Raw genomic sequence first — 20,815 nt, forward strand, 5'->3', positions numbered from 1 at the left:
CAGCGGTCAGCGCTGCTCCGGAGCCGTTGGTTCCGGGGCCTTCGCGGCGTCGACGGCCGCCCGACGGCTGGTCACACCGAGCTTGCGGTACAGCCGACGGCGGTAGGTCCGCACGGTGTTGTGGGACAGGTGGAGCTCCATGCCGATCTCGCGTTCGGTCAGCGAGGTGTCGAGCAGTCGCAGCACCTTGCGTTCACCGTCGGTGAGGGCCTCGCCGTATCCCTCGAGGGTGGGGCCCTCGCCGAGCTCGGCCCTGACCCGTTCGACGATGCGGGGGAGGACGCCGGTGTCGGGGATCCCGTCCAGGATCCTCCTGACGTCGCTGAGGAGTGCGGCCACGTCATCGGTCCGGACGTCGGTCCCGTAGGCGTCGGCGACCGCGCCCCCGACCGCCAGGCCCCTTCCGACCCGGAACGCCCGGGCCAGGCGCACCATCACCTGGGTGCCCGGCTCGGGCATGCATGCCGAGATCAGCTCCGCATCGATCAGCGCGTCACGACCCGCGACGCCGTCCTCGGAGAGGGCGACGGTGACGGAGGTGATGAAGTGGGCGAGGTCGGGGGCCTGGGCGGTGCGCTGCTCCAGCAGCCTTGCCATCGAGGCATGCGTGGCCGGGTCGTGCTGGCCCTCCAACCAGGCGATCAGGGCGAGGTAGGAGTGGGCGACGGCACGCATCGGGCCCGGGACGTCGCCCCCCGTCACCATCTCGAAGGCGGTCATCGCCGTGTCGAGGTCGCCCGCCAGGAACGAGGCCATGCCCATGTCGAGGGGGGCGCGCGTGCGGATGGAGTCCGCGTAGCTCCACTCGGCATCGGCTTCGGTGTCACGAAGGAGGGCGAGCCCCTCGCGAACCGCCCGGACGGACTCGGTGTACTCCCCCTGCCGGCGCAGCAGATGGGCGCGGAGGCCCTGGACCTCGGCGCGGATGAACCTGCCCCGTTGACCGCGGACGGTGGTTGCCGCTGCAGTGCGCATCGCCTCGGTCGCGAGGGCGTCCAGGCCCGCTTGCACCGCCCCCCACGCCGACGCCAGCGACAGCTCCGGCAGGTGGGGCAGCCGGGCCTGCAGGGTCGATGCGAGCTCGTGGACGCGCAGCCCGTGGCCGGAGGTCGACATGCCGAGGTGGACGCGCAGGAGCAGCCGTGCGGCCTCGTAGTCGTCGCCGCTCTGCATCGCCAGGACGGCACCCTCCTCGAAGTCGCCCGCACGGACCATGGCCCACGCGGCGTTCAGCACGACTTCGGTGGCCCGGTCGGGCGCGGTCGTCCGCAGCTCGTGGCGACCGAACTCCCTGATGATCGGGGGCACGACCCACGTGGCGCCGTCCAGCTCGGTCCTCGGCTCGAGCAACCGGCGGTCCTGAAGGTCCTGCAGCACCCGCGCACAGTCCGCGCGACCCGTGGCGGTCGTGGCCAGGGACACCGACACGTGTGGAAGCATGCACAGCTCGAGCAGGAAGGTCGAGAGGTCGTCGGGAAGCCCCTCGACGATCGCCTCGCGCAGGAACCGCGCGACGGGCTGGGCGCGGGTGTCGAAGACTGGGCCGCTCGAGGACCCGGGTGACGCGAGGACGACGCCCGCGGCCCATCCGCCGGTGGCCTCGTGCAGCTCGTGCAGGCGGTCGTCGTCCAGCGCACCGTGCCTGGACACGGCGATGTCGGCGGTCTCTGCCTCGCTGAGCGCCAGATCGCCTTCGTCCAGGACGAGCGCGCCCGACCCTCGTTGCAGCCGGTCGGCGTCCAGCAGCAGGTCGTCGCGGGTGGCGAGGACCAACCGCAGATTCGGGGGCCTGTAACGCAGCAACCGACGGAGGCCGCTGACGATCGAGGGGTGCCGGAGCTGGTCGAGGTCATCGACCACGAGCGTGACGGGCTCGTCCAGGTGCTCGAGGTCGCACACGCCCATCCGGAACGCCAGCGCCTGGGCGGCATCCGTGGCGTTTCCCGCGGCGACGAGGGCCTCGGTGAACAGGTCGGGATGGACCATGGCGAGGGCTTCGAGGCCAGCGACGAGGAACACCTGGGGATCGTCGTCGTGGGAGTCCAGCGACAACCATGCGGTTGCGGACGGTCGCGGACGACGGGCGTACTCGCTGAGGAGCGTCGACTTGCCGAAGCCATCGCCTGCGCTGAGGAGGACGACGCCGCTGCGCACGAGGCCGTTCTCGATCGCCGACACGAGCGCGGGCCGGGGGACGTGGCCGTCGGGCAACGGTGGGGGCCGCAGCTTCCCCGGCCACGTGCGAGGCCCGCGGCCGTTCCAACCCGCAGGGGAAACCGCCATGTGCGAGGAGTGTACGGGAGCGGCGGAGCCGGTTTCCCCGCTACGGCACCATTGCATTCAATGAACGAGGTTCACTACCGGTCGTGATCCAGCTCCCACACGGCTGCCTCAGCTCGGGTAGCGGACCCAGAGGTCCCGCACCCAGCCGATCACCGCACCGATGAACAGCTCCGACTGGGGGCCACGGTCGCCGCCGGTCATCCACCGCCGCAGGTGTTCCTCGTCGTCGACGGCGATGGCATGCATGCCGTGGTCGGCGCCGCGGACGATGACGAGCGTGACGTCGTCGTTGCCCGCGGCGCGCAGTGCGGCCGCGGAGTCGTGGGCCTGCTGGACCGGCACGTTGATGTCCCGGTCGCCGTGGATCACCATCACTGGCCGCGTCACGTTGGCGAACTGCTCGGGGTAGGCGTGCTCGAGCTCCTGGATGGTGCGGGTCAGGTAGCGGATGTGCAGCTCGCCGTCCTCGTCGGTCCACTCGAAGGTGGTCTCGCCGCGACGGGCGGCCTCGAGCATCGCGGGCCAACGGTCGGCCGTGGCCAGGGCGCCGGGTTTGTTGGCCTCCATCGCTTCGCGTTCGGCGTCGCCGCGGGCCGCCCACGAGCGGATGAGGGCGTAGATGTAGGCCGCGAACTCGTCGATCTCCTGGTGCACCCCGCCCCACAGGACGTAGCCGGCCGGCACGTCGGTCCGTGCCGCGGCCCGACAGGTGAAGTGCGCACCGGCGCTGGTCCCCATGACCACGATCCGTCGGGGATCGATCCGTTCGTGGCCGGCCAGGAACTCCACGGCGGCGAGGAGGTCCACGACGTCGGTCTCGACGCTGGCGTGCGCGTCGCGGTCGCCAGGCGGGTCGCCTGCGGCACGGTCCCCGCCGGTGCTCGCCCCGACGCCGCGCTTGTCCCAGCACATCTGGGCGATCCCTGCAGCGGCCAGGCGGTCGCCGACCCAGCGGTGCCGCGGGTGGGGGTCGACGGTGCCGTCGGGAAGGACCTGGTTGCCGTACCGGTCCTGGGGGCCGGTACCGGCCACGCTGAGCACGACCGGATGGGGGCCGGGATCGTCGGGCAGGACCAGGTCGCCGACGAGCAACTCCTCGCCGCTGGGGAAGCTGACCTCGGTCCGGGTGTGGGTGCCCGCCATCAGGCCGACGTCACCGAGGCCGCGAAGACGCGGGCAGGGTGGTCCTCGGGCAGCTCGGCGAGCGCGAAGACCTCGCCGTTGTCGGCCTCCTCCTGCAGGTGATCGCGGGCGCCGACCATGGCCTCCTGCATCTCGGCGTACGTGCCCGGTTCGCCCTTGAGGATGAGGATGACCGCAGGCTCGTCGAACGGGGTCTCGAAGCCGGTCGGCGCGTCGGGGACGAAGTGGAACAGGTCACCGGCCTCGATGACGGTCCGGACCTCCTCGCCGTCCTCGGTGGTGCAGAAGACCCACCGGCCGGAGATCGTGTAGATCAGGCTCTCCGTCGGGTGGGGGTGGGGGTAGCACCACTGGCCCGGGTGCATGACGATCAGGTGGGAGCGGATGTCGATGCCGCCCATCAACGGGACGAGTCGGCCCTCCAGGGTCTCCACGCCGGGCTGCTCGGCGACGTTGCGGAGCACCCGGCACTCGCCGAGCTGCTCCATCCCGTCGGGTTCGGTGGGAAGCGGGGTCTGGTCGGGCATGTCAGTGTCCTCTCGGCGGGTCTGGCGGGTCGGGAACGGGCAAGGCGAAGCGGACGCTCGCGGGGGCGGGCGCGTGTCGCGGTGGGCTCAGAGGCGCGGGTTGATGCGCTCCTCCAGGGAGAAGGCAAGCAGGGCGAAGCCGAGCGAGGCGGCCATGATCATCAGGCCGGGCGGGAGCACCCACCACTTCCAGGCGGGGCCGAAGAACGCGCCACGCACCTGCGCCCAGTACAGGATCGACCCCCAGCTCTTCTGCAAAGGGTCGCCCAGCCCGAGGAAGCTGAGCGCCGCCTCGAGGAGGATCGCGCTGGCCGTGGCCTGTACGAACTCGCCGCTGGCCAGCAACGCGGTCCGCGGCAGCACGTGGCGACGGATGGCCCAGCGATCCGTGGCACCCATCGACTTGGCGGCCAGCACGTAGTCGCGGGTCCGCAGCGACAGCACCTGCGATCGGATGACCCGAGCCGATCCGGCCCAGATGAGCGAGCCGATCACGAGCGTCGTCGTGATCAGGCTGCGACCCAAGTAGGCGGCAAGCACGATGAGGAGGGGGAGGAACGGCAGGATCAGGACGACGTCGACACCGCGCATCAGGGTCGCGCCGAGGCGACGGGGGTAGTAGCCGGCGACGGTGCCGATCGTGCCGCCGATGACGATGGCCACGGTGGCGGCAACGATGCCCACGAGCAACGAGACCCGCGTGCCATGGATCAGCTCGCTGAGCAGGTCCTGGCCGACGTCGTTGGTGCCCAGCAGGTGGTCGGCACCGGGGGGCGAGAAGGGCACGCCGACCCGTTCGGTCGGGTCGTAGGGGGCAAGCTGTGGGGCGAACACGGCGATCAGCACGAGGGCGACGACGACGGCGCCGCCGACCCAGCCGAGCACCGTGGCCAGCCGCGGCAGCCGTCGGGCCGAGTCGTCGGGCAGCGGGTCGACGGGGTCCACCGCAGGACCGGCGTCGGCGGGGGTGACGATCTGGCTCATGCCGACGCCCTCGTCCGTGGGTCCAGCAGGGGATAGACCAGCTCGGCCAGCAGGTTGGCGGCCAGCACCGCGAAGGTGAAGACCAGGAACGCCGCCTGCATCACGGGGTAGTCCCGCCCGCCGACGGCTTCGAAGACGAGCCGGCCGAGTCCCGGGTAGGAGAACACCGTCTCGATCACCACCGTGCCGCCGAAGGCGTAGCCCAGCCGCAGGGCCAGCACCGTCAGGACGGGTGCGAGGGCGTTGCGTGCGACGTGGCGGAACAGCAGCCGTCGTTCGGTCGCGCCCTTGGCCCGGCCGGTCCGGATGAAGTCCTCGCCCAGCACCTCCAGCATGCTGTAGCGCATGGTCATGTAGACCCCAGGGGTGGAGACGATGGAGAGGGTCAGGACGGGCAGCACGGCGTGCTCGGCGATGTCGACCAGCCGGTCCCACCCCTCCAGCCCGCTGACGGCCGTCTCCGCGCCGAAGGACGGCAGCACCCCCAGGGAGACGGCGAACCCCGAGATCAGCAGCATGCCGAGCCAGAAGGCGGGCATCGACTCCAGGCCGATCATCGAGGTCAGCAGGGTCAGGTCCAGCGCGCTGCCGCGACGCCATGCCGACACCGCACCCGCGACGATGCCGATGACGCCGGAGATCAGCAGCGCCGAGCCGGTCAGCAACAACGTCCAGGGCAGCCGTTCCAGCAGCATGCCGAGGATGGCCTGTCCGGATCGGTAGGAGTACCCGAGGTCCAGCGACAGCAGGTCCTGCCAGTAGCGGAGGTACTGCTGCCAGACAGGGGTGTCCAGCCCGAACTCCTGGACCAGCTCGGCCCGCTGGTCGGGGCTCAGCAGGCCGACGTCGACCCCGGCGATGAGCGCCAGCGGGTTGCCCGGCATCAGCCGGGGGAGCAGGAAGTTGAGCGTGACGGCGATGACCAGCACGAGGCCGTACTGGCCGATGCGTCGGGTGTCGAAGCGTCCCATCATGCGGTCCTTCGGTGGAAGCCGTGCGGCCGGGACGGGGGGTGGGATCCCGGCCGCACGGCTGGTCGTGATGCGTGGTTACGGCCGGGCGGCAGGCTCCAGCAGCGACAGCTTTGAGACGATGCCCTGCCCGTTGACGAAGGCCCAGTCGTCGTACACGGCCGCGTCGTAGGCGTAGGCGCCGTCGGGGTACAGCAGCGTGACGAACGGGAGCCGTTCGGCGAACAGCGACTGCAGCTCGCCGATCAGCTCGGTGCGGGTGGCGTCGTCACCCTCGACGGTCAGGGCCTGGGCGACCTCGTCCATCTCGGGGTCCGCGAAGGCGGTCAGGTTCAGCGACCCGATCTCGATCTCGGAGTGGACCAGCGATGCGACCCGGCTGGCGTCGGCCTGGATCGGTGCCGACCAGCCCCACATGGCCAGGTCGTAGTTGCGGCCGTTGGCCACGTCGAAGCCGGGCCAGACCGCCTCCTCCCATGTGGCCTGCTCGACCGACGACACGTTGGCCTGGATGCCGACGTCGGCCAGCATGGCCGCCACGAGCTCGGCGGTCCGCAGGCGCAGGGAATCACCGGAGGGCGTCAGCAGCTCGTAGCTCATGGGTTCGCCGTCGGCCTCGCGGATGCCGTCGCCGTCGCTGTCGGTGTAGCCGGCGTCCTCCAGCAGGGCGTTGGCCTGCTCGAGGTCGGTGGTCGTCTCCACCTCGGCGTTGAAGGTCGGCTGGTCCGGGTGGATCCACCCGGCCGAGCCAACGGTTGCGGCACCGAGGAACACGGTGTCGACCAGGTCCTGGCGGTCAACGGCCAGCGACATGGCCTGCCGCACGGCGATGTCGTCGAAGGGCGCCTTGGAGGCGTCGAAGTACAGCAGCTGCGAGCTGTACTCGGGACCCTGGGCGATCTCGATGGTGCCCTGCTGTCCGAGGAGGTCGACCTGCTCGGGTGCGATCTGGTCGAACACCACGTCGACCTCACCGGACCGGATGGCGGCCAAGGCACCGGCGTCGTCGGCGAACTGCACGATGACGAGCTCCTCCACGGTCGGGGCGCCGCGGAAGTAGTCGGGGTTGGCCACCAGGCGATAGCTGGTGTCGGACTGGTACTCCTCGAGGGTGTAGGGGCCGGTGCCGACGTTGGGGCCCTCGAACTGGTGGGTCTCGGGATCCTCCACCGTCGACCAGACGTGTTCGGGGAGGATCGGCACGTCGCTGAGGGTGCTCAGCGGGAACGACGGGCTGGGCGCCTCCAGGGTCAGCGTGACGCCGAGGTCGCCGTCGGCAGTGGCCTCGGTCACGGCGCCCAGGTTGCGGCTGAACCGGCCGGCCGCGTTGGCCAGGAAGTAGTCGACGGTGAACACGACGTCCTCGGCGGTGAACGGCTCACCGTCGTGCCAGGTGACGCCGTCGACCAGGGTCATGTCGTAGGTGAGGCCGTCGTCGCTGACGTCCACGGACTCCGCCAACCACGGCTGGGGAACCCCGTCGACGTCGATCTGCATCAGCGAGTCGTACTGCAGCATGAGCAGGTTCCAGCCCGGGAAGCCGGTGACGTAGGTGTAGGGCGTCAGCGTCCCCTCGTCACCGGTGATCGCGGCCCGCATCGTCGCGACCGTCCCGCTCGCCGCGGCGCCGTCATCGGTGTCGTCGTCTGCGTCGTCTGCGTCGTCGTCGGGCGCGTCGTCGTCGGAATCGCCTGCGTCGTCGGGGGTGTCGGACGCGGCGGCGTCCTCACCGCCAGCGCCGTCGTCAGTGGAGTCGGCCGTGTCGTCGGTGGACGAGCACGCGGAGAGCACGAGGACCAGCAGGAGCAGCAGGGCTGCCCACCGGTTGGACACTGTCGTCATTGTCGGGTTCCTCTCATCGGGTTCTGACGTCGCTGTTGCGGCTCGACGGTTGGGGTCTGGCTGTCGGCGACGAGGCGCGCGCCGTCGGCGTCGACGTCGACCAGGTGGCAGGCCACCCGTCGGTCCGGGCCGGCCTCGCGGAGGGCGGGGGCCTCGGTGTCACAGACACCCGGGACCGCCAGGGGGCAGCGGGTGTGGAACCGACAGCCCGCCGGTGGGGCGCTTGGACTCGGGAGGTCGCCCTGGAGTGGCACCCGGTCGTCGTCCGCGCCCGGCTCGGGGGTCGGCACGGCATCGAGCAGGGCCCGGGTGTAGGGATGCAGGGGGTTGGCGTACAGGGCGTCGCGCGGCCCCTGCTCCACGACCTGTCCCAGGTACATGACCGCGACCTCGTGGGAGATCTGCCGGACGACCGCGAGGTCGTGGGCCACGAAGACGAAGGCAAGACCCTCGTCCAGCTGCAGCTCGCGGAGCAGGTTGACGATCTGGGCCTGCACCGACACGTCGAGGCTGGACACGGCCTCGTCGCAGACGATGACCTCGGGCTCGGCGGCCAGCGCCCGAGCGATGGCGATGCGCTGGCGTTGCCCGCCGGAGAACTCGTGGGGGTGGCGTTCCATCGTCGCCGGGACGATGCCGACCCGTTGGAGCAGCCGACTGACGACGTCCTCGATCGTCGACTCGGGATGCAGCCGGTGGATCCGGATGGGCTCGGCGACGATGTCGCGCACCCGCATGCCCGGGTTCATCGACGAGAACGGGTCCTGGAAGATCATCTGCACCCGGCGGCGGTGGCGGCCGGGCTTCGTCGACAGCGGTTGGTCGTCGATGCGGACCTCCCCATCGGTCGGGTCGATCAGCCCGACGAGGGTTCGCCCGAGGGTGGTCTTGCCACATCCGCTCTCGCCGACGATGCCGAGTGTGCGGCCACGGTGGACCCGGAGGTCGACGCCGTCGACGGCACGCACCACGCTGCGGTGTCGGCCGAACAGTCCGCGACGCACGGGGAAGTGCACCGCAACCCCGTCCATCTCGACCAGCACCTCGGGGGTGGGCGTTGATGCCGTCCGATCGGTGTCGTCGACGCCGGGACGGTCGGCCTGCCAGTCCAGCCCGTCGTCCACGCTCTCGGTGTGCAGGCACGCCGCCAGGTGGTCCGTCCGTCCGTGGGGCTGCAGGACCGGAAGGGTGTCGTGGCACTCGGTGGTCGCGGCAGGGCAACGAGGGGCGAAGGCGCAGCAGGCCGAGGGGTCCGACCGGGTCGGCGGGCTGCCGGGGATCTCGGGGAGGAGGTCCTCGACCGGTCGGTCCAGCCGCGGGATGGAGCGGAGCAAGCCGGAGGTGTAGGGGTGTCGCGTGGCGTTGTAGATGCGGGTCGCCGACCCCGTCTCCACCACCCGACCCGAGTACATGACGGCCACGCGGTCGGCGAGCTCGGCCACGACCCCGAGGTCGTGGGTGATCCAGACCACCGACATGCCGGTGTCGGCCTGCAACGTCCTGACCAGCTCGATGATCTGGCTCTGGACGGTCACGTCGAGCGCGGTCGTCGGCTCGTCGGCGATGAGCAGCTTCGGATCGCAGGCGAGGGCGATGGCGATCATGGCCCGCTGGCGCATGCCCCCGGAGAACTCGTGGGGGTAGCTGTCGACCCGGTCGGCCGCGGCGGGGATGCCGACCCGGTCCAGCAGCTCGATCGCACGGTCACGGCGGGCCCGACGGTCCATCTCGGTGTGGAGCAGCAGCATCTCCTCCACCTGCTTGCCGATGGTGTGCACCGGATTCAGCGACGACATCGGGTCCTGGAAGACCATGGCGATGTCCCGCCCGCGGACCTGTCGCATGTGGCGCGCCGAGCACTGCAGCAGGTCGGTGCCCTCCAGCCGGATGCGGCCCGACACGGTCGCCGTCCCCGGCAGCAGCCCCATCGTGGCGAGCATCGAGACGCTCTTGCCGGACCCTGACTCGCCGACGACGGCGAGGACCTCACCGGGATCGACGTGGAGGTCCACGGAGTCGACGGCGCACACGCGGCCCCGGGGGGTCCGGAAGGTCACCTGCAGGTCCTCCAGTCGCAGGAGGGCCTGGCTGGCGTCCGCGGTGCTGGAGTCGGCAGCGGTCGGGGTAGTCAGTGGCATGCGGTGGGGATGATCCGTTACGGCCGGTTTCCGGGATGTGACGTCACGCGTCGGTCCGCGGGAGCATGCCAAGGCGTTCGAGGTGATGTCGGGTCGTTTCGTGATGTTCGTGATCCCCGTCGGGATCGACGTGCACGACCACCTCGTCGAGCTTGTCGACACCGTGGAAGAGGTCGTGGCGGACCTCCTCGGCGACGGCGTGGCCCTCGGCGACGGTCAGCGATGCATCGACCACGACGTGCAGGCTGGCGTCCAGCCGGTGGCCCACCCAGCGCACGCGGACGCTGTCGGTGGCAAGGACGCCGGGGACGGCCGCGGCGATGGACTCCACCTGCAGGGTGGTCGACTCGTCGACGCCGTCCATGAGGCGCCGGAACACCTGGCGCATCGCGTCGCGGAGGACGAACAGGATGGCCACGGTGATGAGCAGGCCGATGATGGGGTCGGCCATGGGGAACCCGAGGTAGACGCCGAGGGCGCCGAACACGACGGCCAGGGAGGTCAGCCCGTCGGTGCGGGCGTGGTGGCCGTCGGCGATGAGTGCGGCCGAGCCGATCTCCTCGCCGACCCTGATGCGGTAGATCGCGACGGCCTCGTTGCCGAGGAAGCCGATGATGCCGGCGGCGACCAGGAGGCCGAGGTTCTCGACGTCGACGGGGTCGACGATCCGGCGGATGGACTCGTAGCCGGCGATCACGGCCGACAGGGCGATCATCGCCACGATGAACAGGCCCGCGAGGTCCTCTGCCCGGCGGTAGCCGAAGGTGTAGGACCGGGTGGCGACGCGACGGCCGATGACGAAGGCGATCCACAGGGGGATGGATGTCAGCGCGTCGGAGAAGTTGTGGATCGTGTCGGCCAGCAGCGCCACCGAACCGGTCGCCAGCACGACGAGGACCTGCAGGATCGCGGTGACCATCAGCGCGGCCAGGCTGACCTTGACGGCCTTGATGCCCTTCGCGGAGGTCTCCAGCGCCGAGTCGAAGGAGTCGGCGGCATCGTGGCTGTGCGGGCGGAAGAGCTCGTCGATCATCCCGCGGATGCCCGACCGGTGCTCGTGGTCGTGACCGTGGTCGCCGTGGTCGTGTGCGTGGTCGCCGTGATCGTGGGCCTCGTCGTGGTGTTCGTGGTGGCCCTCGGCATGCGGCTCGTGGGAGTGGCCGTCATGCCCGTGCCCGTCGTGTGGGGCATGCTTGGAGCCGGTAGTGGGTCGGTCGTTCGGAAGGTCCACGGGACAGCCTCGAGAGTTTCGGACGGATGCAGATATGCCTGCAGATATATGAGATAACAAACATAGATATATCAGAGGTTACGAGGTTGTTGTGTCCGGATATCGCGGAACGTCACACGAACCGTCGGCATCGTCGTCGCAGAGCGCCACGGTGCGGGCGTACCACCACCTGAAGTCGCAGATCATCGGCTGCGGGATCCCGCCGGGGTCCACGCTGTTCGAGGGGGCCCTGGCCGAGACGCTGGGGATGAGCAAGACGCCGGTCCGGGAGGCCCTCGGCATGCTCTCCCACGAGGGGTTCGTGCAGGTCCGCCCCCGGCAGGGATACCGGGTGACGGAGGTCACGCTGGCCGACGTGCAGGAGATGTTCCACCTGCGGGTGCTGCTCGAGCCGGCCGCAGCCGAGCTGGCCGCACGCAACGCCACGGCCGAGCAGCTGGCAACGCTCCGCGAGCTGTCGGTCCACAGCCACGACATGGACTACGCCGCGCTGGTGCAGCAGGCCAGCGACTTCCACGTCGCCCTGGCCGCGGCGTCGGGCAGCGCCCGGTTGGCCGCCATGCTCGAGAACCTCCTGGAGGAGGGCGAGCGGCTGTTCTTCCTCGGCCTGGACCTGACCGCCGACGTCCAGGTGCACGACAGCGACCACGCCGACCTGCTGGAGGCGCTGGAGAAGCGGGACGCGATCCTGGCGCGGGAGACCGCCCGGCGACAGGTCGAGACCAGCCGGGCCAACATCCTCGCTGCCGTGACGGCCGCGCTGACCAACCCGCTTCCCGGCGGTGCCGCATCGGCGGTCAACCTCTACCGAGGTCCCTGACGTCGGGTGGCCCCCGGCGAGTGCGTCCCCGCCGCGCGCCGTCGGTTACCGGGGGCCGGGCAAGCGCGGGGCGTCGGGACCGAAGCGCTGGTCCAGGAACACCTGGGCCTCGGACAGGTCGCGGAAGATGATGCCGTCGGCGCCGTCGTACTTCTGCTGCATCTCGTGATCTCCATCCAGGAACACCACGCCGTGATTATGGGGCAGCACGCCGCTCTCGATCGCCGCGTCGTACTCCTCTGCGGTCAGGATGCGACCCTGGAACCACAGCCGCTCGTCGCCTGCGGCTGCATCCGAGCTGGTGCCGCCACAGCCGGCAGCCGCGCTGGCGGCGAGGACGACAGCCAGCAGGGCGCGGCTCATCGAGGTCCACTGCATCGATGCATCCTCCGTTGACGACACTCGGTGTCCTGTATCATGCCGGTCGTGCCTACCGCAAGGCGTGATCGGACTACCCACCGTCACTGGGTGTCATGCCGGTGCGCGCTCGGTCGGTGCGGAAGGCGACGGTCGGAAGTGGTTCTCCCGACGATCAGCGGAAGTTCCGCCCCACGACACCCGGTGACGCGCAACACTGGACACGTGACACACGCGACGACGGCTGGGCCATGGGGGGTGGTGCGCTGCGTGCGCCTCGACATGGACCCCGTGGTGGAGATACACCCCACGCGCTCCTGAGGAGGTAGGACAGTGCAGGACCGGATGATCCCCGTGAAGCCCACACGGCCGACGTTGGTCCTGAACGGCGCCGGCCTGCCGTTGGGCGCGATCCCGTTGTCCCGGGCCGTCTCGCTGGTGATGACCCATCGGGCCGAGACGCTGGCCAGCGAAGGCGTCATCAGGAGCCCGTCGGTGACGCTTCCGGCCCCGACGGTCATCGTCCGGGTGGGCTGGGTCCCCTCGCCGAGGGGGGTGCACACTCGCGTCACCAAGTCGGCGCTGCTGGCACGCGACCGCTGGTCGTGCGGCTGGTGCGGTATGCCCGGCGACACCGTGGACCACATCGTGCCCCGCTCGCGCGGCGGACGGCACGAGTGGGCGAACGTGGTCACGTCCTGCCTGTCGTGCAACAACGACAAGGGCAGCGCCATGCCGGACTGGTCGACGTTGCGCGTCCGACCGGAGGCCCCGAGTCGGCTGCTGGTGCTGTCCCGCCAGCTGGCTCGCCTCGGGCGCGGCGCGTGGGAGCCCTACCTGCCGGCCGCCTGAGTTGTCCACGAGCCGTGCGGAATTCTCCGCGCCCAGTGGCCCGCTCGTCGGATCATCCGGGCATGGGATACGCCTGCACCACCGATGACACCCTGACCATCGACCCGCCGCTGAACCCTCGCGAGCGGGCTTACCTCCGCCGCCTGGGTCGCGGCGTCCCCCAGCGCGGCCGGTGGCCGGGGTACTGGCTGCCGTGGGTCGTCAGCGACGACGGCACCGCGCTGTCGCTGGAGATCGAGTTCGGCACGAAGGAGCCGCTCGCCGAGTGGGTCGCGTTCCTGGGCACGCACCTGCTCGGGGACGAGGGGCCGACCCGGACGGGACGGACGTTCGCGGGTTTCACCTACGACCACCGCATCCTCGGGGAGGCGTCGGTCACCGGGGAGGTCCCCACCGATCGTTGGACCATCGTGGCCGACGACCACGGCGTGGCCGTCGACCGGTTCTCCCTGCCGTGCGCGTGGTGCTGGGCCAGCGTGCTCATGACCGTCCGCCCCAGCAACGCCTACCGGTTCCTCCACCCGGTGGCCGAGGGGAACATGCTCGACGGCCGCATCCCGCAACAACCGGCGCGGCACGACGCCCGCTGCGTCACCTTCGGCTGGCCGCCGGTCGAACGTCGGCGGGCGATCACGTGGCCGTGGTCCCCCGACTTCCACCACGACTGGTGGATCGACCTCTCCCGGACCCCCGACGCCCGCCCGCTGGGATGGGGCGAGGACCCAGACGCCTCGATCGGCTGAGCCGGCCCACACCGAGAGGAGGCCGCCGGTGACACGTCCGTCCCGTCACCCAACGCACACGGGCGAGCTCGTCGTACGGCCGGCGCTGACCGACGCCGAACGGCGGTGGCTCGCGCTGCTGTCGGTCCATCCGGCCGGTCGAGCACGACGGCCCGGGTCGCGAGTGCCCTGGGAACCGACGACGAACGGTCGTGCCCTGCGCGTCGTGGATGCCGTCGCGGCCGAGGAGCCCATCGCCGAATGGGCAGCGTTCCTGGCGGAGTGGCTCGCAGTCCGACCGGGCTCGGCTGGTCGGGCTCGGCTGGCTGGCACCGTGGTGGTGCAGGGGGTCAGCCCGGGGGACCGCTGGACGCTGCGGCTTCGCGCCGGTCGGGTCGTTGTGACCCGCACGACGCTGCCCTGCCCGATGTGCTGGGACCGCATCGTGCGGCACGCGCCGCTCGGCGAGGCCCATCGCTTCGCCCACCCCGACCCGTCGACCGTCCCCCCGGCCGATCCGACCTTCGACCGCCTCGGCCTGCACCGACCCTGCCCCGGCGACGGGTGGCGGCCACACGCCACCGACCGCATCGTCGTGTGGCCGAGGGGTGAACCGAGTTCGGGAACGATCGTTGCCTGAACGACGACGGGCGAGCGGCTCGGCTCGCCGAGGAATAGCGTGCGTCCTTCGAGCCTGCCGAGGGGCGGTTCACACACGGGAGGAATCGAGCCATGCGCAGGATCCGTACGTCATTAATGGCCACGGTCGTCATCTGGGGAGTGCTGTGGGCCGGGCTGTTACCGGCCCATGCGGTGCCCACGACCCTGTCGCAGACGGCCACCCAGAACGTCACGTCACTCAACAGCGTCTCGTGCAACGCCGGAACACTGCACACCGACAACAGCTACTTCCGTGTCTTCGACCTGACCGCCGAGGGGTTGCAGACCCTGGACATCACCGCCCTGACCATCGGGGTCGAGGTCGCGTCGTCGCCGGCTCCGACGCAGCCGGCTGCGGTGCGGTTGTTCTCCACGACCAACGACACCCCCGGCATCGACGGGCTCACCCTCCTTCTGGACAGCCCCATCGCGGTCAGCAACCAGAGCCTGACGCTCCTGGACGTGCCCTTGAACGCTCCTGTCACCGTTCCCGACTACACCAACCTGGTGGTCGAGCTGTTCACGCCGAACGGTCAGGCGGACGGCAACAGCTTCTTCATCGGGTCCAACAGCGACGGACAGACCGCGCCCGGCTACCTGATGGCCCCCGACTGCGGCATCACCACGCCGAGGACAACGGGCGACCTCGGGTTCCCCAACATGCACATGATCATCGAGGCCGTCGGCGACGGCACACCACGGCCGGCGCTCGCCGTGACCGTCGAGCAGGGGGCTGCGCAGCGCGACCCGACCACGGAGCTTCCCGTGGCCTTCGACGTGGAGTTCACCGAACCCGTCACCGGGTTCGACGCCGCTGACATCGACTTCAGCGGCAGCACTGTGCCGGGCACGCTGGCCGCGACGGTCAACGGTTCGGGCAGCAGCTACGAGGTGCTGGTCGACGGCGCGACCGGGACCGGCCTGATCACCGTGTCGGTCCCCGCCGACGCCGCGACCGCCCCCGGGGGCGAGCTGACCCCGGCCTCCACGAGCGTGGACAACACCGTGCGCATCGGGACGCCGTCGGTCACCAAGCCGACCGCCGTCGACGACGCCTACGAGACGACCGGCGGCGTCGTGCTGGACGTCCCGGCCGACGGTGTGCTGGCCAACGACCTGGCGAACGGCCTCGGTGACCTGACCGCCCACCTCGAGGTCGGCCCGGCCAACGGCACCGTCGAGCTCGACCCGTCCGGCGCCTTCACCTACATCCCGGACGACGACTTCACCGGCACCGACATGTTCACCTACACGGTGCTGGCGAGCGCCCGGCGGAGCAACGTGGCCACCGTCACCATCGAGGTCGGTGCCGCCCAGTCGGGCGTCGGCGTCCTGACCGTGGAGTCCGACGACGACAACGTCGACCGGGCCATCGCCTGGTCGCAGCTCGATCTCACGGGACCGTCGTTCGCGCAGGTGGGGGGCGAGCAGCCGACGTTGAGCACCGCGAACCAGGCCTCGGCCAGGTCGGCGCTGGCGCAGGGCGCCTCGCAGACGGTGCTGATCGGGCGCGATGACCTGTTCGCCGACTCGCTGGCCTCCGGTGGCGCGCAGGGCCTGCTGGACGCGCCGCTGCTGCTGACCGGTGGCGACGCCCTCGATGGCCGGGTGGCCGACGAGCTCGAACGCCTCGGGGCCGACACGGTCGTGCTGCTCGGTGGCAGCGCTGCGCTGTCCGATCAGGTTGCCACGGACCTGTCGGACCTCGGCTACGGCGTCGAGCGCCTCGGCGGTGCCAGCCGGATCGACACCGCGGTCGAGATCGCCCGTGACGTCGCCCCGACGGCCGACCGGGCCGTGCTCGTCCGGGGATACCCGGCAGGTGAGGCGGATGCGACACAGGCGTTCGCCGACTCGTTGGCCGCCGGTGCCCTGGCTGCCGACCTCGGCATCCCGTTGCTGCTGACGGAGTCCGATGCGTTGTCGGCGGCAACAGCGGGCTACCTCAGCGACGCAGGCGTCACCGACGTCCTCCTCATCGGTGGCACCGCCGCCGTCGACGAGGAGGTCGTGACCGACCTCGGCGATCTCGGCATCACCGTCGAACGGCTCGACGGGGACACGAGGTACGACACCGCGGTGGCCATCGCTGCCGAACGAGGTGCGTCAACGGCAGCCGACGCCGACGAGACCATCCTCGTCGACGGTGCCGACCCCGATGCGTGGGCCGACGCGTTCCCCGCAGCACTCCGGGCCAGCCGTGGCCTCGCACCCGTCGTGCTCGGACAGGGCGACACCCTGCCGGCCCCGACGCTGGACTACCTGACGGGCGGTGGCACACCGCTCGTGTGCGGCACGACCACGACGATCGCCGCCTGCGGCGCGGCCGAGGCCGCCCTGAACGAGTGATGCCGACCGCCTGATGCACGACTTCCCCGGGGACTCACGTCTCCGGGGCCGTTGCGTTCGGTCAGCCGAGGGTGATGGTCGAGGCAGGGCTGGTGTTGCCGGCCAGGTCGACCGCGCGGACCTCGAGCCCGTCGCCGGCTGGCACCGGCACGGAGATGGTCCGTGGGTCGAGGGGCAGGACCCGTACGTTCCGGTACTCGATGGTGTCGGCAGCACCGTGGTTCTGGAGGCCGAAGTAGCCCTCGGCGAACTGGCGCATGTCGGTCGGCGGGTCGAACGGTCGGGCGGCCCGCTGGCCGGGGGTGTTGTCGAAGGTGTTGATGACCTCGCCGTTGCGCACGACGGTCACCCGGTAGCTGCCGTCGCCGACCGTGCGGACCTCGTAGCGGTTCCACGCACCGAAGTCCGCGGCGGCCTCGACGGTGCCGATCGAGGCGAAGTTGTACAGCGACCCGGTCCTCTGGGGGTCGGCATCGCCGTCGTTGACCTGGACCTCGTGGCCGCAACCAACCGCCACCCACTCAGCGAGGAACAGGCCGAGGCCGGTCTGGCAGGCGTGGCGGCCCCCGAGGCCGGTGTGGTCGACCGCCTCCTCCGGGTCGGGGAAGCGAATGAACACCCCGCCGTTGGAGCGCTGGTCGTCGTTCCGCGCGTCCCGCCATTCCAGCTGGATCGCCGCATCACCCCAGGGCTGGCCGGCGTACCAGAGCAGCCCCATGCCGCCGACGGTCCGCATCGCGCCGTCCTCGGTGACCTCGAAGGACCCCGGCCCGCTCATCGTCCAGTCCTCGAGTGATGCCTCGCTGCCGTCGAACAGGACCGCGGCAGGGTCGACCGACGTCCACTCGCCGCCCTCGGTGCGGTACTGGATCGCGGCGATGCCCGAGCCGGTTGGACTGTCGTCGGCGGTCAGCTCCAGGATCCCGTCATCGACGGCGCCGCTGACCGCCGGCGCGGTGGTGTCGATGCGGAACCGGACCTGCTGTGTGTCCTCGACGTTGCCGGCCGCGTCGGTGGAGCGGTAGGCGACCACGTGCTCGCCGTTCCCGGTCACCACGATCGGGGCGGGGGCCTCCAGCCGCTCGACGCGGATGTCACGGAACTGCACGTAATCGGCCCAGCCGTGGTTCTGCAGGCCGATGTAGCCGGTCGCGAACTGGCGCTCGTCGGTGCCGGGATCGCCCTGCCGCGCCGGCGCCTGACCGGGGGCGTTGGTCCAGCGGTTGATCTCCACACCGTTGCGGATGACCACGACCTCGTAGTCGCCGCCGCCCCGGATCTCGATCCGGTAGTCGTTCCACTCACCCTGCGGGCTTGCCGCCAGGACCTCACCGATCGACGCGAAGTTGTAGACCGACCCGGTCTTCTGGGGATCGCTGCCGGCGTCGTTGATCTGGATCTCGTGGCCGCAGTGCACCGCGACCCACACCGGGTCGCCCTCCGACGCCCCGCGCTGGCAGGCATGTCGCTCCGCGGGCGACCGGCTGGCCGCGTCGTCGACGTCCGGGAACCGCACGAACACCCCGGCGTTGGACCCGCCGAACACCGGCGGCTTGGCGTCGCGGAACTGCAGCTCCAGGGCGATGTCGCCGTACTCCACCGGGTACCACAGCATCCCCATGCCGCCGGTGGTGGTCATCGTGCCGTCCGGCAGCAGGACGAACTCGCCCGGCCCGGCCATCCGCCAGCGGTCCAGCGACGCCTGGGTACCGTCGAAGATCGTCTCGGCGCCACCCGCCAGCACCTGCCATTCACCGTCATCGACTCGGTACTCCGTGGCGACGACGGCATCGTCCCCGGCGTCGGTCGCGTCGAGGTGGACCTCGACGGGTCCGCGGAACCAGCCGTCGGGCGAGCGGTCGCCCTCCAGCGATGCGCGTGTGGAGGGAGCGACCTCGTCGGCGGCAGCCCCCGGGGCCAGCGACAGCAGCAGGGCCGCGGCGAGCAGCAGGGCGCCCAGCGTCCCGCGGGCGTGGGCAGGAGAAAGCAGGTGTCGGCTCATGCCAAGAGGTTTCGACGAACGCCGGACAAAACCCTGCCGTGGTCGGGTGAACGTAGTTCGGCGGTTCGGTGATCCGCCCGTGGGGTACGGACCGGGCCATGCGCACGATCCTCGCCCAGTCCGCCACGCCCACACCCGACCCGGGCGTCGACGTCGACCCCTCGGCCCGTATCACCGAGGGCACAGAGGACGTGCTCCGGTCAGTCACCGAGCAGATCCCGCAGATCCTCCTTGCGATCGTCGTCGTCGTGCTGTTCGTCCTGCTCGGACGGCTCGTGGCGATGCTCGTGCGCAAGGCGCTGTCGTCGACGACCGACCGGTCGGAGTCCTTCCTCGACGTCATGTCCCGCCTCGCCCGAGGGGCGGTGCTGTTCGTCGGGATCCTGATCGCCCTGGTCATCGCCGTGCCGAGCGTCGACCTCGCCGCCGTCATCGGTGGCCTCGGCATCTCCTCGGTCGCCATCGGTTTTGCGTTCAAGGACATCCTGCAGAACACCCTGGCGGGCCTCCTCCTGCTGTTCCGCCAGCCGTTCGAGATCGGTGACCAGATCGAGGTCGCCGGGCACACCGGCACCGTCGAGGCCATCACCATCCGCGAGACCCGCCTGAAGACCTACGACGGCCAGCGCATCCTCATCCCCAACAGCGACGTCTACTCCTCCTCGGTGCGGGTCCAGACGGCCTACGACGTCGTGCGGTCCGTCGTCGCCGTCGGGGTGGACTACGACGCCGACCTCGAGCGGGCCAAGCAGGTCGCCCTCGACGCGGTACAGGGAGTCGAGGGCGTCGAGTCCGACCCGGCGCCGCAGACCCTCTACACCCAGCTCGGCACGTCGACGATCGACTTCGACGTGCGCTACTGGAGCTCGTCGCGGCAGGCCGACATCCGCACCGTGCAGGACCGGGTCGTCGTGGCGCTGACCAACGCCCTCAACGAGGCCGGCATCGCCATGCCAGCCGACGTCATCGAGCTCGATGCCCGCGCCTCCTTCAGCGACGCGGTGACCCGCAGCCGGCAGGACCAGACGGGCTGATCGCCACCGATGGGCTGCTCAGCCGTGCACATTGCGCAGGTGGCCGAGCACGACCGGATCGACGTGGTCGTCGTCGGCCCAGCGCTCCTCCAGGTTCTCCCATCCCATGAAGTCCATCAGCGCCGTCGACAGGTCGGTGCCCTCCTCGAGCCATCCACCCTGCCGCAGCAGGGACGACACCTCCTCGCGAACCTCCCCGGCAAGCGGGAACCACGCCGACGGCGGGGTTCGGTCGAAGTAGAAGTCCCGGACCTCCAGGAGCTCGGCCAGCCGGGTGATCGGGTCGTCGTGGTGGTCCACCCTGAGGTCGACGAGCCGGTCGTGGTTGCCGCCGTAGCCGCCCCCGGGCCTGGCGACCACCAACGCGGCGGATTCCATGCCGCGCTTCTCCCCGCCGGCGTCCTGACCGGCCTGCAACCCGGCGAGCAACCGGTGGGCCAGCGGGCCGCGGTGGTCCAGGAACGCGGTCTCCATCGCCGAGAGCACCTCGGGTCCGGCCAGCACGTTGCCCTGCACGGCGTAGCCGGGACCGGTGACCGATCCCTTGTGGTCGAAGCAGCCTGCACCGGTGTGTGACGCGGATCGTCCGTCGGCAGCCACGAGCCCCGTCTGTCGTTGTGCCGCCATCGGGTCGGCGCGGACGAGCTCGTCGAGCACGTCATCCGGGTCGGCGCCCGTGGCCAGCAGGTCCAGCGCCCGTGGCCCCACGGTCACGTCCGGGAACGCCTGGACCGCCGCGGCACCCACGCCACCCCGTGCCCACGGCACGATCGCGCCCACGGCGAGGAACTTGGACTGCACCGCCACCCCCACGTCGCCGGCTTCGGGGTCGGCGCCGACGATGGAGAAGGTCGAGAGGTGCAGCGACGGACGGCGCGAGGTCGACATGGGCGCAGCCTA

Annotated in this window: 17 protein-coding genes; 6 read left to right on the top strand and 11 right to left on the bottom strand. The window is 70.8% G+C overall.

Annotation, left to right across the window (positions count from 1 at the left end):
* Window positions 1-6 precede the first annotated feature (6 nt).
* The 8 genes from DVS28_RS05080 to DVS28_RS05115 form a co-directional block, all read right to left on the bottom strand.
* Window positions 7-2,283, bottom strand: coding sequence for a LuxR family transcriptional regulator (locus DVS28_RS05080; protein WP_164709947.1), 2,277 nt, complete (start codon window positions 2,281-2,283; stop codon window positions 7-9).
* A 108-nt stretch (window positions 2,284-2,391) separates the two neighbouring features.
* Window positions 2,392-3,426, bottom strand: coding sequence for an alpha/beta hydrolase family protein (locus DVS28_RS05085; RefSeq protein WP_114590499.1), 1,035 nt, complete (start codon window positions 3,424-3,426; stop codon window positions 2,392-2,394).
* On the bottom strand, window positions 3,426-3,953 hold the full coding sequence (locus tag DVS28_RS05090) for a cupin domain-containing protein (RefSeq protein ID WP_114590500.1): 528 nt from the start codon (window positions 3,951-3,953) through the stop codon (window positions 3,426-3,428). Before DVS28_RS05090 ends, DVS28_RS05085 begins: the two co-directional genes overlap by 1 nt.
* A gap of 87 nt (window positions 3,954-4,040) precedes the next feature.
* Complete coding sequence (locus DVS28_RS05095) at window positions 4,041-4,937, bottom strand: ABC transporter permease (RefSeq protein WP_114590501.1); 897 nt, start codon at window positions 4,935-4,937, stop codon at window positions 4,041-4,043.
* A complete protein-coding gene (locus DVS28_RS05100; protein WP_114590502.1) occupies window positions 4,934-5,908 on the bottom strand; it encodes an ABC transporter permease in 975 nt (324 codons plus the stop codon). The genes DVS28_RS05095 and DVS28_RS05100 overlap by 4 nt, the downstream gene beginning before the upstream one ends.
* A 78-nt stretch (window positions 5,909-5,986) precedes the next feature.
* A complete protein-coding gene (locus DVS28_RS05105) occupies window positions 5,987-7,750 on the bottom strand; it encodes an ABC transporter substrate-binding protein (protein ID WP_114590503.1) in 1,764 nt (587 codons plus the stop codon).
* Window positions 7,747-9,888 carry an ABC transporter ATP-binding protein gene (locus DVS28_RS05110; RefSeq protein WP_114590504.1) on the bottom strand — a complete coding sequence of 714 codons (2,142 nt, stop codon included), beginning with the start codon at window positions 9,886-9,888 and terminating at the stop codon, window positions 7,747-7,749. The genes DVS28_RS05105 and DVS28_RS05110 overlap by 4 nt, the downstream gene beginning before the upstream one ends.
* Before the next feature lie 43 nt (window positions 9,889-9,931).
* Entirely contained in the window at window positions 9,932-11,119 is a 1,188-nt protein-coding gene (locus DVS28_RS05115) for a cation diffusion facilitator family transporter (protein ID WP_174236193.1), read from the bottom strand.
* A gap of 151 nt (window positions 11,120-11,270) precedes the next feature.
* On the opposite strand from DVS28_RS05115, the gene DVS28_RS05120 reads away from it, so the two are divergent.
* A complete protein-coding gene (locus tag DVS28_RS05120) occupies window positions 11,271-11,939 on the top strand; it encodes a GntR family transcriptional regulator (protein WP_164709948.1) in 669 nt (222 codons plus the stop codon).
* A 45-nt stretch (window positions 11,940-11,984) separates the two neighbouring features.
* Here the strand turns inward: DVS28_RS05120 and DVS28_RS05125 are convergent, their stop codons facing one another.
* Window positions 11,985-12,317, bottom strand: coding sequence for a hypothetical protein (locus DVS28_RS05125; RefSeq protein ID WP_114590506.1), 333 nt, complete (start codon window positions 12,315-12,317; stop codon window positions 11,985-11,987).
* Window positions 12,318-12,650: 333 nt separating this feature from the next.
* Here DVS28_RS05125 and DVS28_RS05130 point away from each other — a divergent pair, with 333 nt between their 5' ends.
* The 4 genes from DVS28_RS05130 to DVS28_RS05145 all read left to right on the top strand — a co-directional run bounded on the left by DVS28_RS05130 (window position 12,651) and on the right by DVS28_RS05145 (window position 16,879).
* Window positions 12,651-13,148: an HNH endonuclease gene (locus DVS28_RS05130; RefSeq protein WP_216826402.1), complete on the top strand. Its 498-nt coding sequence runs from the start codon at window positions 12,651-12,653 to the stop codon at window positions 13,146-13,148.
* A gap of 62 nt (window positions 13,149-13,210) precedes the next feature.
* Window positions 13,211-13,891 (top strand): hypothetical protein, encoded by a 681-nt coding sequence (locus DVS28_RS05135; RefSeq protein ID WP_114590508.1) that lies wholly within the window; start codon window positions 13,211-13,213, stop codon window positions 13,889-13,891.
* 28 nt (window positions 13,892-13,919) lie between these two features.
* Entirely contained in the window at window positions 13,920-14,510 is a 591-nt protein-coding gene (locus tag DVS28_RS05140; protein WP_114590509.1) for a hypothetical protein, read from the top strand.
* Window positions 14,511-14,626: 116 nt separating this feature from the next.
* On the top strand, window positions 14,627-16,879 hold the full coding sequence (locus DVS28_RS05145) for a cell wall-binding repeat-containing protein (RefSeq protein WP_164709950.1): 2,253 nt from the start codon (window positions 14,627-14,629) through the stop codon (window positions 16,877-16,879).
* A gap of 61 nt (window positions 16,880-16,940) precedes the next feature.
* Here the strand turns inward: DVS28_RS05145 and DVS28_RS05150 are convergent, their stop codons facing one another.
* The gene (locus DVS28_RS05150; RefSeq protein ID WP_114590511.1) at window positions 16,941-18,881 is read right to left on the bottom strand and encodes a 3-keto-disaccharide hydrolase; all 1,941 of its coding nucleotides are present in this window, start codon (window positions 18,879-18,881) and stop codon (window positions 16,941-16,943) included.
* A gap of 98 nt (window positions 18,882-18,979) precedes the next feature.
* Here DVS28_RS05150 and DVS28_RS05155 point away from each other — a divergent pair, with 98 nt between their 5' ends.
* Window positions 18,980-19,915, top strand: coding sequence for a mechanosensitive ion channel family protein (locus tag DVS28_RS05155; protein WP_114590512.1), 936 nt, complete (start codon window positions 18,980-18,982; stop codon window positions 19,913-19,915).
* An 18-nt stretch (window positions 19,916-19,933) separates the two neighbouring features.
* Here the strand turns inward: DVS28_RS05155 and DVS28_RS05160 are convergent, their stop codons facing one another.
* Window positions 19,934-20,803 (bottom strand): DUF1028 domain-containing protein, encoded by an 870-nt coding sequence (locus tag DVS28_RS05160; RefSeq protein WP_114590513.1) that lies wholly within the window; start codon window positions 20,801-20,803, stop codon window positions 19,934-19,936.
* Window positions 20,804-20,815: the final 12 nt, after the last annotated feature.

It is taken from the genome of Euzebya pacifica (genome assembly GCF_003344865.1).
GTDB classification, from domain to species: domain Bacteria; phylum Actinomycetota; class Nitriliruptoria; order Euzebyales; family Euzebyaceae; genus Euzebya; species Euzebya pacifica.